This is a genomic window from Brevundimonas kwangchunensis (assembly GCF_039523815.1).
Classification (GTDB): domain Bacteria; phylum Pseudomonadota; class Alphaproteobacteria; order Caulobacterales; family Caulobacteraceae; genus Brevundimonas; species Brevundimonas kwangchunensis.
In genome coordinates, this window is sequence record NZ_BAAAGA010000005.1 from 56,954 (window position 1) to 70,707 (window position 13,754).

Annotated in this window: 19 protein-coding genes; all 19 read left to right on the forward strand. The window is 67.8% G+C overall.

Going from position 1 to position 13,754, the window contains the following annotated elements; genetic code table 11:
* The first annotated feature begins 22 nt into the window (after positions 1-22).
* Entirely contained in the window at positions 23-301 is a 279-nt protein-coding gene (locus ABDZ95_RS09315) for a type II toxin-antitoxin system Phd/YefM family antitoxin (protein WP_343793001.1), read from the forward strand.
* On the forward strand, positions 282-695 hold the full coding sequence (locus tag ABDZ95_RS09320; RefSeq protein WP_343793003.1) for a type II toxin-antitoxin system VapC family toxin: 414 nt from the start codon (positions 282-284) through the stop codon (positions 693-695). The genes ABDZ95_RS09315 and ABDZ95_RS09320 overlap by 20 nt, the downstream gene beginning before the upstream one ends.
* A gap of 9 nt (positions 696-704) precedes the next feature.
* Positions 705-1,757 carry an enoyl-CoA hydratase/isomerase family protein gene (locus tag ABDZ95_RS09325; protein WP_343793005.1) on the forward strand — a complete coding sequence of 351 codons (1,053 nt, stop codon included), beginning with the start codon at positions 705-707 and terminating at the stop codon, positions 1,755-1,757.
* Between the two features lie 87 nt (positions 1,758-1,844).
* Positions 1,845-2,633, forward strand: coding sequence for a class I SAM-dependent methyltransferase (locus tag ABDZ95_RS09330; protein ID WP_343793007.1), 789 nt, complete (start codon positions 1,845-1,847; stop codon positions 2,631-2,633).
* A gap of 26 nt (positions 2,634-2,659) precedes the next feature.
* Positions 2,660-3,466, forward strand: coding sequence for a class I SAM-dependent methyltransferase (locus tag ABDZ95_RS09335; protein ID WP_343793009.1), 807 nt, complete (start codon positions 2,660-2,662; stop codon positions 3,464-3,466).
* A gap of 72 nt (positions 3,467-3,538) precedes the next feature.
* Complete coding sequence (gene mmsB, locus ABDZ95_RS09340; RefSeq protein ID WP_343793011.1) at positions 3,539-4,444, forward strand: 3-hydroxyisobutyrate dehydrogenase; 906 nt, start codon at positions 3,539-3,541, stop codon at positions 4,442-4,444.
* Positions 4,445-4,575: 131 nt separating this feature from the next.
* On the forward strand, positions 4,576-5,802 hold the full coding sequence (gene hemA, locus ABDZ95_RS09345; protein WP_343793013.1) for a 5-aminolevulinate synthase: 1,227 nt from the start codon (positions 4,576-4,578) through the stop codon (positions 5,800-5,802).
* A gap of 37 nt (positions 5,803-5,839) precedes the next feature.
* A complete protein-coding gene (locus ABDZ95_RS09350) occupies positions 5,840-6,196 on the forward strand; it encodes a hypothetical protein (protein ID WP_343793015.1) in 357 nt (118 codons plus the stop codon).
* Positions 6,193-6,375: a DUF6898 family protein gene (locus tag ABDZ95_RS09355; protein ID WP_343793017.1), complete on the forward strand. Its 183-nt coding sequence runs from the start codon at positions 6,193-6,195 to the stop codon at positions 6,373-6,375. The genes ABDZ95_RS09350 and ABDZ95_RS09355 overlap by 4 nt, the downstream gene beginning before the upstream one ends.
* A gap of 65 nt (positions 6,376-6,440) precedes the next feature.
* Positions 6,441-6,842 carry a GFA family protein gene (locus ABDZ95_RS09360; protein ID WP_343793019.1) on the forward strand — a complete coding sequence of 134 codons (402 nt, stop codon included), beginning with the start codon at positions 6,441-6,443 and terminating at the stop codon, positions 6,840-6,842.
* Positions 6,843-6,953: 111 nt separating this feature from the next.
* Entirely contained in the window at positions 6,954-8,237 is a 1,284-nt protein-coding gene (gene glyA, locus ABDZ95_RS09365; RefSeq protein ID WP_343793021.1) for a serine hydroxymethyltransferase, read from the forward strand.
* A gap of 4 nt (positions 8,238-8,241) precedes the next feature.
* Positions 8,242-8,709 (forward strand): transcriptional regulator NrdR, encoded by a 468-nt coding sequence (gene nrdR, locus ABDZ95_RS09370; protein WP_343793023.1) that lies wholly within the window; start codon positions 8,242-8,244, stop codon positions 8,707-8,709.
* A gap of 11 nt (positions 8,710-8,720) precedes the next feature.
* Entirely contained in the window at positions 8,721-9,335 is a 615-nt protein-coding gene (locus tag ABDZ95_RS09375) for a RibD family protein (protein ID WP_343793025.1), read from the forward strand.
* Positions 9,336-9,423: 88 nt separating this feature from the next.
* Positions 9,424-10,014, forward strand: coding sequence for a riboflavin synthase (locus ABDZ95_RS09380; RefSeq protein WP_343793027.1), 591 nt, complete (start codon positions 9,424-9,426; stop codon positions 10,012-10,014).
* Between the two features lie 2 nt (positions 10,015-10,016).
* Complete coding sequence (gene ribB, locus ABDZ95_RS09385) at positions 10,017-11,150, forward strand: 3,4-dihydroxy-2-butanone-4-phosphate synthase (protein WP_425542990.1); 1,134 nt, start codon at positions 10,017-10,019, stop codon at positions 11,148-11,150.
* A 2-nt stretch (positions 11,151-11,152) separates the two neighbouring features.
* Complete coding sequence (ribH, locus tag ABDZ95_RS09390; RefSeq protein ID WP_343793032.1) at positions 11,153-11,608, forward strand: 6,7-dimethyl-8-ribityllumazine synthase; 456 nt, start codon at positions 11,153-11,155, stop codon at positions 11,606-11,608.
* Complete coding sequence (gene nusB, locus ABDZ95_RS09395) at positions 11,605-12,126, forward strand: transcription antitermination factor NusB (RefSeq protein WP_343793035.1); 522 nt, start codon at positions 11,605-11,607, stop codon at positions 12,124-12,126. Before ribH ends, nusB begins: the two co-directional genes overlap by 4 nt.
* Before the next feature lie 4 nt (positions 12,127-12,130).
* A complete protein-coding gene (gene thiL, locus ABDZ95_RS09400) occupies positions 12,131-13,120 on the forward strand; it encodes a thiamine-phosphate kinase (protein WP_343793037.1) in 990 nt (329 codons plus the stop codon).
* Positions 13,121-13,157: 37 nt separating this feature from the next.
* Positions 13,158-13,583, forward strand: coding sequence for a hypothetical protein (locus ABDZ95_RS09405; RefSeq protein ID WP_343793039.1), 426 nt, complete (start codon positions 13,158-13,160; stop codon positions 13,581-13,583).
* The last annotated feature ends 171 nt before the right edge of the window (positions 13,584-13,754 follow it).

Genomic DNA, 13,754 nt, shown 5'->3' on the forward strand with positions numbered 1-13,754 from the left:
CCATAATGGTCAGGAGTTTGACGTGCGCGAAGTCGGCGTCCTTGAAGCAAAGACGACATTCACCAGCCTGATCGCCGAGGTCGAGCGATCCGGTGAAGCGGTGACGGTTACCCGCCATGGCAAGGCGGCCGTGCGTATTGTTCCGATCAAGGCCGCGGCGCCTCGTTCGGGGCCAACACGTGCGGAAGAGGTTCGGCGCCTTCTTGCGCGTCGCGACGCCCGACCGGCGGTGTCGGACCTTGAGGATCTGAGCTGGGACGCCCTGAAGCGGATCGCGCGAAATGAAGACCGTCACGATTGACGCTTCGGCGGCCGCAAGCTGGCTGTTGTCCGGCCAGAAGACCTCCGCCGCTGATGCGTTTCTGCAGGATGAAGAGCCGCGGAATCTGATTGCTCCGGACATCTTCGCCTGGGAGATCGGCAACCTGCTGGCGCGCATGGCCAAGAGGAATGCGGCAATAGCGGCAGACTATCTGCATGATCTTGCAGCGCTCGACATCCGGGTTACCGCTCCGCGCGAGCACGAATCGGTTCTTGGCCTCGTGGATTTCGCAGCGAGAGAGGGGCTGAGTCTGTTCGACGCCGCCTATCTGTTTCTCTGCCTCGAACGCGGCGCTGGACTGGCGTCGCGCGACGCGCGGCTGCTCGACGCTGCGCGGCGGGCGGGCGTGGACGTGTTCGATCTTCGCGACTAAGCGAGGGCCATGACCACCGAACCCGAAGTCCTCGCCCGCATCGAATCCGGCATCGGCCGCATCACCCTGAACCGGCCCAAGGCGCTGCACGCGCTGAACCGGGGCATGTGCGAGGCGATTATCGAGGCGCTGGTCGCCTGGCGCGATGATGACGCGGTGAAGTCGATCCTGATCGACCATGCGGGCGAGCGCGGCTTCTGCGCCGGCGGCGACATTCGCATGATCGCCGAGAGCGGGGCAGGGGACGCGTCCGAAGCGAAGGCCTTCTTCGCGGTCGAGTACCGGCTGAACCACCTGCTGTTCGAGTATCCCAAGGCGGTCACGGCCATCGTCGACGGCATCGTCATGGGCGGCGGCGTCGGCATCTCGGAACCCGCTGACGTGCGGATCGCCACCGAGCGCACGACCTACGCCATGCCCGAGACCGGCATCGGCCTGTTCCCCGACGTCGGCGGCGGCTGGTTCCTGCCGCGTCTGCCGGGCGAGACCGGGACGTGGCTGGCCCTGACCGGCGCGCGGCTGAAGGCGGCGGACACCGTCTTCCTCGGCATCCACACCCACTATCTGCCGACCGATGCGCTGGACGCCTTCCGCGCCATCCTCGCCGCCGATCCGGCGTTCCCGATCGACGTCGCCGACGGGCTTGAAGACGATGCGGGCGAACCGCCGGTCGAGGCTCATCTGGCTGACATCAACCGCCTGTTCGCCTTCGACACCGTCGAGGAGATCTTCGCCGCGCTAGAGGCCGAGGGCACGGAATGGGCCTCGGCCCAGCTGGCCACTCTGAAGACCAAGTCGCCCCAGTCGCTGAAGGTGTCCCTGCGCCAGCTGCGTATCGGCCGCGGGCTCGAGACCTTCGCGGACAACATGGCGATGGAGTACGCCCTCGGTGGTCACGTGGTCCGCACTCACGACTTCCAGGAGGGCGTGCGCGCCGTCATCGTCGACAAGGACAATGCGCCGAAATGGTCGGCGGCGACCCCGGCCGAGGTGTCGGACGCCGAGGTCGAAGCCTTCTTCGCCCCGCTGCCGGCCGACGAGGCCTGGACGCCCCTGGACTGATCCGGGCGTGCGACGGGCGGCGTCGAATGCCGCTTGCATAGCCATCGGCGAAGCGTAGCTTCGGCCCCCGTACAACAGGGGTCAGTCATGTTCAGAACCGCCTTGCTCGCCGCCGCCTGCCTCGTGGGCCTGTCCGGCTGCGTCATCATCGCCAGTGACGGTGGGGAGCGGACGGTGGTGCACGCCGCCCCGGCCGAGGCGGTCGCCGCCAACCCCTATGCCGCGGCCCTGTCCGATTCGCGCCGTCCGGCCGCCGACGTGGCGCGCGACGACCTGCGCAAGTCGGCCGACATGCTGGCCTTCATGTGGTTGTCGCCCGGCGACGTGGTCGCCGACATCCGTCCTGAAGAGGGCTTCTTCACCCGCCTGTTCTCGCCGGTGGTCGGTCCCGAGGGGCACGTCTACGCCTTCGTGCCGAACCAGACCGCGAGCCGCGAGAACGCCTACGCCGACACCCTGTCGACCACCTATCCGAACGTCAGCCGCGTGACCGGCGCCCTGGAGACCATGACCTTCGACCGTCCGCTGGACGTCGTCTTCATGGGCGAGGAGTACCACGACTTCACCATCCCCCGTTTCGGCGTCGACGTGGCGCGGATGAACGCTGCTGTCTTCGCCGCGCTCAAGCCGGGCGGCCTCTACGTCATCCTCGACCATCAGGCCGCCGACGGCGCGGGCATCTCCGTCGCCGGCAGCCTGCACCGGATCGAGGCCGCCGAACTGCGCCGTCAGGTCGAGGCCGCGGGCTTCATTTACGACGGCGAGAGCGACGCCGTGCGCGTGCCGTCCGACAACCACACGCTCAGCGTCTTCGACGAGAGCATTCGCGGGCGGACCGACCGGTTCGTCTATCGCTTCAGGAAGCCGGCGGAATAAGCCGGACAGGCAGGAGGAAAGCCGTCATGCGTCGTTTCACACTGGCGGCCGTGGCCGTTGTTCTGACCTTAGCGGCCGGTAGCGTCTGGGCGCAGGAGCCGGCTCCTGTGCTCGACGTGTCGCGGATGAACATCCCGACCGTCATGGCCTCGCCGAATGCGCCGGACTATGCGGCCGTTCTGGCGTCCCCGATCCGCACCGACGAGGACCGTTCGAAAGACGAGGCCCGGCAGGCCCTGATCACGCTCGAGTTCATGGGCGTCCAGCCGGGCTGGAAGGTCGCGGACATGATCATGGGCGGCGGCTATTTCACCCGCATGCTCTCCGCCGCCGTCGGCCCCGAGGGCCATGTCACCGCCTGGCAGCCGGCCGAGTTCATCGCCTTCCAGGCCTCCTACGGCGAGGCCCTGACCGCCGCTGCGGCCCTGCCCAACGTGACTGCCATCCGCTCGCCCATCGCCGCGCCGGACTTCCCGTCCGGGTTGGACCTGATCTTCACCGCCCAGAACTATCATGACCTGCATCTTGAGCCCTTCGCCGACGATACGGCGGAGAAGGTCAACGCCCGCGCCTTCGCGGCGCTGAAGCCCGGCGGCTGGTACGTCATCATCGACCACTATGCGCTTGCGGGCGCCGACGCCTCGACGCCGCACACCCTGCACCGCATCGACATCGATCAGGTCATCCGCGAGGTCGAGGCCGCCGGCTTCATCCAGTCGCAGATGAGCCCGGCGCTCTGGAACGACGACGACCCGCGTACAGCCAACGTCTTCGACGAGTCGATCCGCGGCCGGACCAGCCAGTTCATGATCAGCTTCCGCAAGCCGGAGTGATCCGTCGCATCGTGACTGGCGTTCGCCGCTGACGCCCGCTAACCCTCCCGCAAAACAACGGGAGAGTACGCCATGACCACCACCGTCGCCTTCATCGGCCTGGGCAACATGGGCGGCGGCATGGCCGCGAACCAGGCGAAGGCCGGTCACAAGGTTCTGGCCTTCGATCTCTCCGAGGCGGCTCTGGAGCGCGCGGCGCAGGCGGGCTGCACCCCGGTCGGCTCGGTCACCGAAGCGGTGAAGGAAGCCGACGTGGTCATCACCATGCTGCCGGCAGGCCCACATGTGCTGAAGGTCTATTCCGAACAGATCATCGGCGCGGCGCCGACGAAGGCCCTGCTGCTCGATTGCTCGACCATCGACGTGGATACGGCCCGCAAGGTCGCCGGACTGGCCAAGGACGCCGGCTACGCATTCGCCGACGCGCCCGTGTCCGGCGGCACCATGGCGGCCGACGCCGGCACCCTGGCCTTCATGGTCGGCTGCGACGAGCCCCAGTTCGCCCGCATCGAGGCGGCGCTGGAGCCGATGAGCCGCGCCACCTTCCGCGCCGGCGACCATGGGGCGGGGCAGGCGGCCAAGATCTGCAACAACATGATCCTCGGTATCACCATGCTGGGCACCTGCGAGGCCATCGGCCTGGCCGAGAAGCTGGGGCTGGACCCGGTCAAGATGTTCGACATCGTCGCCAAGTCCTCGGGCCAGAGCTGGTCGACGACGACCTACTATCCGTGGCCCGGCCCGGTGCCGACGGCCCCGTCGAACCGCAACTACGAAGGCGGTTTCGCCGCCGCCATGATGCTGAAGGACCTTAAGCTGGCGCAGGACGCCGCCGCCAAGTCCGGCGCCTCCACCCCGCTGGGCGCCCAGACCGAGGCCCTGTTCCAGATGTTCAACGGGCTGGGCTACGGCGGCCGGGACTTCTCCGCCATCCTGCAGATGCTGCGCGGCAAGCTGGACGAGCTGCCGAAGGAGTAATCGGCCAGTCGCTTCTGAGAACCGTTATCAATTAATGGCTTGGACGTTTTGCCCATGCTGGAGTCATGGACATTGACCGACGGTCGGAGCAATAAGGCCCCGACTTCCGAAACCGCGCCAGAAGCTCTGTTTTGTTCGACTACAAGGCCGCATTCGAAACCGCTGTTGAGCAGGTGAAGAGCGAAGGGCGCTACCGCGTCTTCGCCGACCTGAAGCGCGTGCGCGGCCAGTTTCCGCTGGCGAAGCGTCGCCGCGCGGACGGAACCGAGCAGGATGTCATCGTCTGGTGTTCGAACGACTACCTCGGCATGGGCCAGCATCCGGTGGTGCTGGACGCCATGAAGGCGGCCATCGACGAGGCCGGCGCGGGCGCAGGCGGCACACGCAACATCTCGGGTACGACCCGTTCGGCCGTCGATCTGGAAGCCGAGCTTGCCAGCTGGCACCAGAAGGAAGCGGCGCTTCTGTTCACCTCGGGCTATGTGGCCAACGAGGCGACCCTGACGACCCTGCAGCGCATCCTGCCGGGCCTGATCACCTTCTCCGACTCGCTGAACCACGCCTCGATGATCGCCGGCATCCGCAACGGTGGCGGCGAGCGGCACATCTTCGCGCACAACGACCTCGAACACCTCGAGGCCCTGCTGGCCGCGGCCCCGGCCGATGCGCCCAAGCTGATCGCCTTCGAGAGCGTCTATTCGATGGACGGCGACATCGCCGACCTGGCCGGCACGATCGCCCTGGCGAAGAAGTACGGCGCCCTGACCTATCTGGACGAGGTCCACGCGGTTGGCCTCTATGGCACGACCGGGGCCGGCGTCGCCGAGCGTGACGGGGTGCTGGACCAGATCGACATCATCGAATGCACCCTGGGCAAGGCCATCGGCGTCATGGGTGGCTACATCGCCGCCGACGCCGTGATCGTGGACGCCGTCCGCAGCTGGGCCTCGGGCTTCATCTTCACCACCAGCCTGCCGCCCGCCCTGACCGCTGGCGCCCTGGCCTCGGTGCGTCACCTCAAGGCCCATCCGGAGCTGCGCGACGCCCATCAGGAGCGCGCCGCCACGCTGAAGGCCCGTCTCGCCGCCGCCAGCATCCCGGTCATGGACTCGGAAAGCCACATCGTCCCGGTCTTCGTCGGCGATCCGGTGCACACCAAGATGATCTCGGACATGCTGCTGGAGCAGCACGGCGTCTACGTCCAGCCGATCAACTACCCGACCGTCCCGAAGGGCACCGAGCGCCTGCGCTTCACGCCCTCGCCGAACCACACCGACGCCATGATGGACGATCTGGTGAAGGCGATGGACGCCCTGTGGACCCACTGCAACGTGGCGCGTCTTCCGCAGGTCGCCTGACGTTCCGCCCAGCCACAATTCGCGCTATGATGGTCGCATGAACATCCATCAGCCGCGACAGGAGACGCCGCTCGAGGAGAATGATCTTTTCGAGATGGCCAATCTCTATCCGAAGCATACCGGGCTGCCGATGACGGTCTGGGTAAGCCATCGCGGCCGCACGCGCCACGATCCGGGGGTCAAGGTCTGCCGCCTTCGCGGTGATCGCATGGATATCGATGAAACCGCCGTGGTTGGCATTCGTCCGCACCCGACTCTGATCGAGGGCTGGCTGGATGGTGCCGATCTAAAGCTGGTTCAGAAGTGGATATCGCTGAACAGCGACGTCCTGATCGGGTTCTGGAACGGTGAGATCGACACCGTCGATATGGTTCAGGGCCTGAAGAAGCTTTGACCGCCCCGGACATCGGCGATGTCATCTTCGAGATGACCCGCACGGGCGCATACCTGAAATGCTCGGCCATCCACGTCGCCACCGGCCTTGAGGTCTCGGCAATGGGCCCGGCGCTGCAGCCTGAGGCTCTGAAACGCGTCGCCCTGGCGAAACTGAAGCGGGCTCTCGAACGCTCCTGAGGCGCAGGCTGCTGCCAGCTGGTGACACACCGGCCGGGCAGGGTGGCCGCGAAAGGGAGATCGCCATGACCGTCACCGCCCATTGCCACTGCGGCGCCACGCAGATCACGCTTCCGTCCATGCCGACCGAGGGCGGGGTGTGCAACTGCACCTTCTGCAACCGGACCGGCGCGGTCTGGGCGTCCTACGACCAGTCCGAAGTGAAGGTCGTCGCTGAATCGACCTCGATCTATTCGCCGAGCAGCCCGGCCAACGCGCATCACTTCTGCGGCCGGTGTGGCGGCAACACCCACGGCTACGCCCCGGACTACAGCAAGGCGTTCAACATGGACGGCACGCCCAAGGAGGGCGTCGAGCTGGACATGTCGGACGAGGCCCGGCGCATTTCGGTCAATCTGCGCATGATCGACGACTTCGATCCGGCCTCCATCAGCCTTACCCATATGGACGGGCGCAACAATTGGTGACGGCCACGATATCTGGGGCGAGGGCGGCCTGAGAGGGCTGGCGTCACCACATATTGTGGTCGGAGCGACGCGGGCCTAGAAAGAGCGCCGCATCGCTTCGGGGACCTGCCAGTGACCGCCTTCACCCACGCCGACTACTTCTCCAAAACGCTCGCGGACGCCGATCCGGATATCTTCAAGGGCATCCAGGGCGAGCTGGCGCGTCAGCAGGAGCAGATCGAGCTGATCGCTTCGGAGAACATCGTCTCGAAGGCGGTGCTGGAGGCGCAGGGCTCCGTCCTGACCAACAAATACGCCGAAGGCTATCCGGGCCGTCGCTACTACGGCGGCTGCGAGTACGTCGACATCACCGAGGACCTCGCCCGCAACCGGGCCAAGGAACTGTTCGGCTGCGCCTTCGCCAACGTCCAGCCGCACTCCGGGGCCCAGGCCAACCAGGCCGTCTTCCAGGCGCTGCTGCAGCCGGGCGACACCTTCCTCGGCATGGACCTCGCTTGCGGCGGCCACCTGACCCACGGCTCCCCGGCCAACCAGTCGGGCAAGTGGTTCCGCCCGGTGACCTACAAGGTCCGCGAGGACGACCACCTGATCGACTACGACCACGTGGCCCGGATGGCCGAGCAGGAGAAGCCCAAACTGATCCTCGCCGGCGCCTCGGCCTACAGCCGCCACATCGACTTCAAGCGCTTCCGCGAGATCGCCGACAGCGTCGGCGCCTACCTCATGGTCGACATGGCCCACTACGCCGGCCTGATCGCGGGCGGGGTCTATCCGGACCCGCTGCCGCACGCCCACGTCGTGACCACGACCACCCACAAGACCCTGCGCGGCCCGCGCGGCGGCATGGTGCTGTCGAACGACGTCGAGCTGGGCAAGAAGATCAACTCGGCGGTCTTCCCCGGCCTGCAGGGCGGCCCGCTGGAGCACGTCATCGCCGGCAAGGCCGTGGCCTTCGGCGAGGCGCTGAAGCCGGAGTTCAAGGCCTACGCCCAACAGGTCGTCCTGAACGCACAGGCGCTGGCCGCCGTGCTGGTCGAGCGCGGCGCGGCCATCGTCTCGGGCGGCACCGACAGCCACCTGATGCTGGTGGATCTGCGGCCCAAGGGCGTAACCGGAAAGGCCACCGAGGCCGCGCTCGAGCACGCCCTGATGACCTGCAACAAGAACGGCGTGCCGTTCGACACCGCGCCCTTCACCGTGACCTCGGGCGTCCGTCTGGGCACGCCGGCCGGCACGACGCGCGGCTTCGGCGTGGCCGAGTTCCAGCAGGTCGGCCACTGGATCGCCGATGTGATCGACAGCATGAAGGGCACGGACGAGGCGGATCCCGCCGTTCAGGCCCGGGTGGCGGCCGAGGTGCGCGAGCTGACGCACCGCTTCCCGATCTACGGCTGACCCCATGAAGTGCCCCTTCTGCGGAAACCCGGACACCCAGGTGAAGGACAGTCGCCCGTCGGACGACGGCGCGGCCATCCGCCGCCGTCGGTCCTGCCCGCAGTGCAACGGGCGCTTCACCACCTTCGAGCGGGTCCAGCTGCGCGAACTGGTCATCCTGAAGCGCAACGGCCGCCGCACGCCGTTCGACCGCGACAAGCTGGAGCGCTCGCTGGGCATCGCCCTGCGCAAGCGCCCGGTTCAGCCCGAGCAGATCGAACAGCTGGTCAGCCGTATCACGCGCCAGCTGGAAAGCCTGGGCGAGACCGAGATCCCGTCCTCGACCGTCGGCGACTTCATCATGAAGGCGCTGAAGTCGGTCGATGAGGTCGCCTACGTTCGCTATGCCTCGGTCTACAAGGACTTCCGTCACACCGGCGACTTCGCCCGCTTCCTCGGCGACGAAGGGCTGGACGAACCCGGCAAGGGCTGATGCGCCCCTCGGTGACATTGAAGGTCGCGACCTCCCTCGACGGGCGGATCGCGACCGGCTCGGGCGAAAGCAAATGGATCACCGGCGAAGAGGCGCGGCTGGAAGGCCATCGCCTGCGTGCGGCCCATGACGCCATCCTCGTCGGCATCGAGACGGTTCTGGCCGACGATCCCGCACTGACCGCCCGCCTGCCGGGCCGTTCGGTCGACCAGCCGCTGCGCGTCGTGCTGGACAGCCGCCTGCGGACGCCGGTGACGGCGAAGGTTGTCGGCGCCGATACCCTGATCCTGACGGCGGCCGAGCCTGTCGCCATCGGGTCGGCTCGGGTCGAGCGGGTCGAAAGCGAGGGCGGCCGGCCTACGGCGAATGCGGCGCTGGCGGCCATTGGCCGGGCCGGCGCGCGCTCACTGCTGATCGAGGGCGGCGGCCAGGTCGCAGCCTCCTTCCTGCGGGCGGGTCTGGTCGACCGTATCGAGTGGTTCCGCGCCCCGATCCTGCTGGGCGGGGAGGGGCGGCCCTGTATCGCCGCGCTTGCGCTTGCAAAGCTGGCCGACGCCCCCAAGTTCCGCCGTGTGTCGGCCGACCCGGTCGGCGACGACCTGTGGGAACGTTACGAGCGATCGTGACGCCTCGCGGGCGTCAAACTTGTCCATTGCATTCATTGCATCTGATCTGGACACCGTGTTTTTGAGGTCCGGGAGGGACCGGAGCGTCATGTTCACCGGCATCGTCACCGACATCGGCCGCGTTCGTAAGGTCGAGCAGACCGAGCGCGATCGCCGCTACGAGATTGAAACCCGATGGGACACGGCCGGAATCGACCTCGGCGCCTCGATCAGCCACGCCGGCTGCTGCCTGACGGTCACCGAGAAGGGGCGGGGCTGGTTCGCGGTCGAGGTCTCGGGTGAGACTCTGTCAAAGACGACGCTGGGCGACTGGGCCGAAGGGCATCGGGTCAATCTGGAGCGCGCCGCGAAGCTGGGCGACGAGATGGGCGGCCACGTCGTCTCGGGACACGTCGACGGTCTGGGCCGCGTGGTGGCCATCGAGCCCGAGGGCGGCTCGCACCGGATCCACGTCGAGGCCCCGTCGCCCCTGCATCGCTACATCGCGTCCAAGGGCTCCATCACCGTCGACGGCGTCTCACTGACCGTGAACCACGTCGAGGGCCACCGCTTCGAGCTGAACATCATCCCCCACACCTGGGAGGTGACTACCCTGGGCGCCCTTAAAGTGGGCGATACGGTGAATCTCGAGATCGACATGCTGGCGCGATACCTCGCGCGGTGGCAGGAGACGGCCTGATGATGCAAGCAGCGGCCAATATGAACGACAGCCCGATCAGTCCCATCGAGGACATCCTCGAGGATGCCCGCAACGGGAAGCCCTACATCCTCGTCGACGCCGAGGATCGCGAGAACGAGGGCGACATCATCATTCCGGCCCAGTTCGCGACGCCGGACCAGATCAACTTCATGATCAGACAGGCCCGCGGTCTGGTCTGTCTCGCCATGACCGGCGACCGCGCCCGCCAGCTGCGCCTGCCGCCGATGGCCGCGGACAACCGCGAGAGCATGAAGACCGCCTTCACCGTCTCGATCGAGGCGAAGGACGGCGTCACCACCGGCATCAGCGCCGCTGACCGCTCCCGCACCATCCAGGTCGCCACCGACCCGACCAAGGGCGTCGACGACATCGTCACCCCCGGCCACATCTTCCCGCTGGTCGCCCGCGACGGCGGCGTTCTGGTCCGCGCCGGTCACACCGAGGCGTCGGTCGACATCAGCCGCATGGCCGGTCTGACCCCGGCCGCCGTGATCTGCGAGATCATCAAGGACGACGGCGAGATGGCCCGGATGCCGGACCTCGTCGCCTTCGCCCAGCTGCACGGCCTCAAGATCGGCACCATCGCCGACCTCATCGCCTACCGCCGCCGCACCGAGCGCTATGTCGAGCGGGTGATGGACACGCCGTTCGAGAGCATCCACGGCGGGCCGTTCCGCCTGATGCTCTACCGGAACACTATCGAGGGCGCGGAACACGTCGCACTGGTCCACGGCAAGGTCGAGCCGGGCAAGCCAACCCTCGTGCGTATGCACCAGGTGGACTTCGCCGCCGACATGCTGGGTCATGTCGAGGCGCGCCAGAACTATGTGCCCCAGGCGCTGAAGGCGATCAGCGCCCACGACGGCGCCGGCGTCACCGTCTTCCTGCGCGATCCGGACCTGCAGGGTCTGGCCGAGCGCCTGTCCGGCGTGCCCAGGCCGGCCGCTGCTGACCGCTCGATCCGCAACTATGGTGTCGGTGCGCAGATCCTGCTGGATCTCGGCGTGCGCGACATGATCGTGATGAGCTCGACGCGCCCCAATCCGACCGCGCTTGAAGGCTACGGCCTGCGCATTGTCGGCTGGCGCGACATGGACGGAGAAGACCAATCGTAACGATGCCCACCCGCGTTCTCGTCGTCGAGGCGCGCTTCTATGACGACCTCGCCGACGCCCTGCTGGAGGGCGCTAAGGACGCCCTGCGCGCGCAGGGCGTGGAGTTCGACGTCGTCTCGGTCCCCGGCGCGCTGGAGATCCCGACCGCCATCGCCATGGCCGAGGAAGCCGGTCGCTATCCGACCGCTCCGCGCTATGACGGCTATGTCGCCCTCGGCACGGTGATCCGTGGCGAGACCTATCATTTCGAGATCGTGTCGGATCAATCGGCGGCGGGCATCACCCAGCTGGGGACGAAGGGCTTGGCCATCGGCAACGGCATCCTGACCACCGAGGACGAGGAGCAGGCCTGGGCCCGCGCCCGGATCAGCGAGGGCGACAAGGGCGGCGGCGCGGCGCGCGCGTGCCTGGACCTCATTGCCTTGCGCAAGCGCCTGCGCGTAGGACTGGCCTCGTGACCGAACCCAACAGCCTGAAATCCGTCCTCGAACAGCTGGCCGAAGCCGACAAGGCCCGCGAATCCAAGCTGACCGGCCCCCAACGCCGCGCGCGCACCGTGGCGCGTCTCGCCGCCGTGCAGGCGCTCTACCAGATGGAGCTGGCCGGCGAGGGCGTGGACACCGTCATCACCGAGTTCTCCAACCACCGCTTCGATGGCGACATCGAAGGCGAGATGCTGGCCCAGGCCGATGAGGCGTATTTCGCCGACATCGTTCGCGGCGTGGTCGGCAAGCAGCGCGACATCGACGCCGCCGTGAAGGCGCGTCTGGCGTCCAACTGGCGCATGGAGCGACTGGACTCGACCCTGCGCGCCCTGCTGCGCGCCGGCGCCTGGGAACTACGCGAGCGTCAGGACGTGCCGCGCGAGATCGTCATCGACGAGTATGTCGAGCTGGCCAAGGCCTTCTTCGACGACGCCGAGGCCAAGTTCGTCAACGCCGCGCTGGACGGCGTGGCGCGAGACGCCCGCGGCTGATCCCATGCCCTCGATCGACGTCGCCGGAGAGTTCGAGACCATCCGGAGGCTGTTCGTCCCGTTGGCCCACCCGGACTATGCCCGGGGCCTTATGGACGACGTCGCGGTCCTGCCGTCACGATCCGGCTTCGACCTCGTTCTGACCAAGGACGCCATCGTCGAGGGCGTCCACTTCCTGCCCAACGACCCGCTGGACACGGTGGCGCAGAAGCTGCTGCGCGTGAACCTGTCCGACCTCGCGGCCAAGGGCGCCGAGCCCTTCGGCTACCTGCTGTCCTGCCACTGGTCCGAACGCTGCGGCTGGCCCGAGCGCGGGGCCTTCGCCGCCGGGCTGAAGGCAGACCAGAAGGCGTTCGGGGTCTCCCTGCTGGGCGGCGATACCGTGGTCACGCCCGGTCCCGCGACCTTCACCCTGACCGCCCTCGGTTGGGTTCCAAAGGGCAGGGCGGTGCCGCGCTCCGGAGCCCGGCCAGGGGATCTGGTGTTCGTCACCGGCTACATCGGCGACGGCTGGCTGGGCCTGCAGGCGGCGCAGGAGAAGCTGACGCTGGAGACCGAGCGGCTGATTGCCCTCGTCGACCACTATCGCGCGCCCGAGCCCTGTCTCGATTTCTCGATCCCCGTCCGCGACATGGCGACGGCTTCGGTGGACGTCTCCGACGGCCTGGTCGCCGACCTGGGCCACATCGCCGCCGCCAGCCGCGTCGGCATCGTCATCGATCTGGAAGTCACGCCACGCTCGCTGGCCGGCCAGGCCTGGTTCGATACCCGCGTGGACGAACAGGCGGCGCTGGAGAAGCTGGTCACCGGAGGGGACGACTACGAGATCGCCTTCACCGCCTCGCCCCGCGACGAGGCCGTCCTCCGCCGCGAGGCCGACCGCCGCCATGTCCCCCTGACCTGCATCGGCAAGGTGACGTCAGGTCAGGGGGTGACCGTCCGATTCGCCGGCCAGCCCGTCGAGATCGCGGCCCCGGGCTTCACCCACGGCTGACAACGAAATCTCAAGGCCCGTGTGGGATGACGCTGTCATGCGCCGTCGTGACCTCATCGCCGCCTCCGCCGTCCTGCCCGTCGCCGTGGCGGCGACGACCGCGGCTGCGAGCGAGAAGGCCGCACCGGGCGGAGCTGTAGTCAACATCTCGGGCGTCGGCCTGCCGGTGATCGCCAACGGCCGGATCCAGAACTACGTCTTCGTCTCCCTGCGCCTGCATCTGGGCGGTTCGGCCTCGCCGGACGCGGTTCGGCCCAAGGAGGCCTACATCCGGGACGCCCTCGTGCGCTCGGCTCATCGTACCCCGTTCACGGTCGCCAATGACTGGACGCGTCTGGACGCGAACGCCCTGTCAGCCAGCCTGATGCGTTCGGCGGCCGCGATCGTCGGCCGCGGCGTCGTCGCCCGGGTCGAGATCATCAGCCAGGCGCCCCGTCGGCGCACCGGCGTCAGGGCTGGCTGACCACTGTTCACCAAGCCGGTTGCGTGATCCGCGACCATTTGGCACGCTTCCCCCGTACCCCAGGGACGCAACCCGCGTCCGTCGCGCACGGGGGGCCCGGAAGGCGGACAGAGGCATAAGCCCGCCGCGCCAAGGGGCCGGGCGCCTCAATACACAGGGTTTGGAAACGCC

Bases quoted from the DNA above. Each gene is read 5' to 3' on its own strand.
- ABDZ95_RS09360 (WP_343793019.1), top strand. From the start codon at position 6,441: ATGACCGTCACCGCCCATTGCCACTGCGGCGCCACGCAGATCACGCTT.
- ABDZ95_RS09325 (WP_343793005.1), top strand. From the start codon at position 705: ATGACCACCGAACCCGAAGTCCTCGCCCGCATCGAATCCGGCATCGGC.
- ABDZ95_RS09330 (WP_343793007.1), top strand. From the start codon at position 1,845: ATGTTCAGAACCGCCTTGCTCGCCGCCGCCTGCCTCGTGGGCCTGTCC.
- thiL (WP_343793037.1), top strand. From the start codon at position 12,131: ATGCCCTCGATCGACGTCGCCGGAGAGTTCGAGACCATCCGGAGGCTG.
- ABDZ95_RS09335 (WP_343793009.1), top strand. From the start codon at position 2,660: ATGCGTCGTTTCACACTGGCGGCCGTGGCCGTTGTTCTGACCTTAGCG.
- nrdR (WP_343793023.1), top strand. From the start codon at position 8,242: ATGAAGTGCCCCTTCTGCGGAAACCCGGACACCCAGGTGAAGGACAGT.
- ABDZ95_RS09350 (WP_343793015.1), top strand. From the start codon at position 5,840: ATGAACATCCATCAGCCGCGACAGGAGACGCCGCTCGAGGAGAATGAT.
- ABDZ95_RS09405 (WP_343793039.1), top strand. From the start codon at position 13,158: ATGCGCCGTCGTGACCTCATCGCCGCCTCCGCCGTCCTGCCCGTCGCC.
- mmsB (WP_343793011.1), top strand. From the start codon at position 3,539: ATGACCACCACCGTCGCCTTCATCGGCCTGGGCAACATGGGCGGCGGC.
- ribB (WP_425542990.1), top strand. From the start codon at position 10,017: ATGCAAGCAGCGGCCAATATGAACGACAGCCCGATCAGTCCCATCGAG.
- ribH (WP_343793032.1), top strand. From the start codon at position 11,153: ATGCCCACCCGCGTTCTCGTCGTCGAGGCGCGCTTCTATGACGACCTC.
- ABDZ95_RS09320 (WP_343793003.1), top strand. From the start codon at position 282: ATGAAGACCGTCACGATTGACGCTTCGGCGGCCGCAAGCTGGCTGTTG.
- ABDZ95_RS09380 (WP_343793027.1), top strand. From the start codon at position 9,424: ATGTTCACCGGCATCGTCACCGACATCGGCCGCGTTCGTAAGGTCGAG.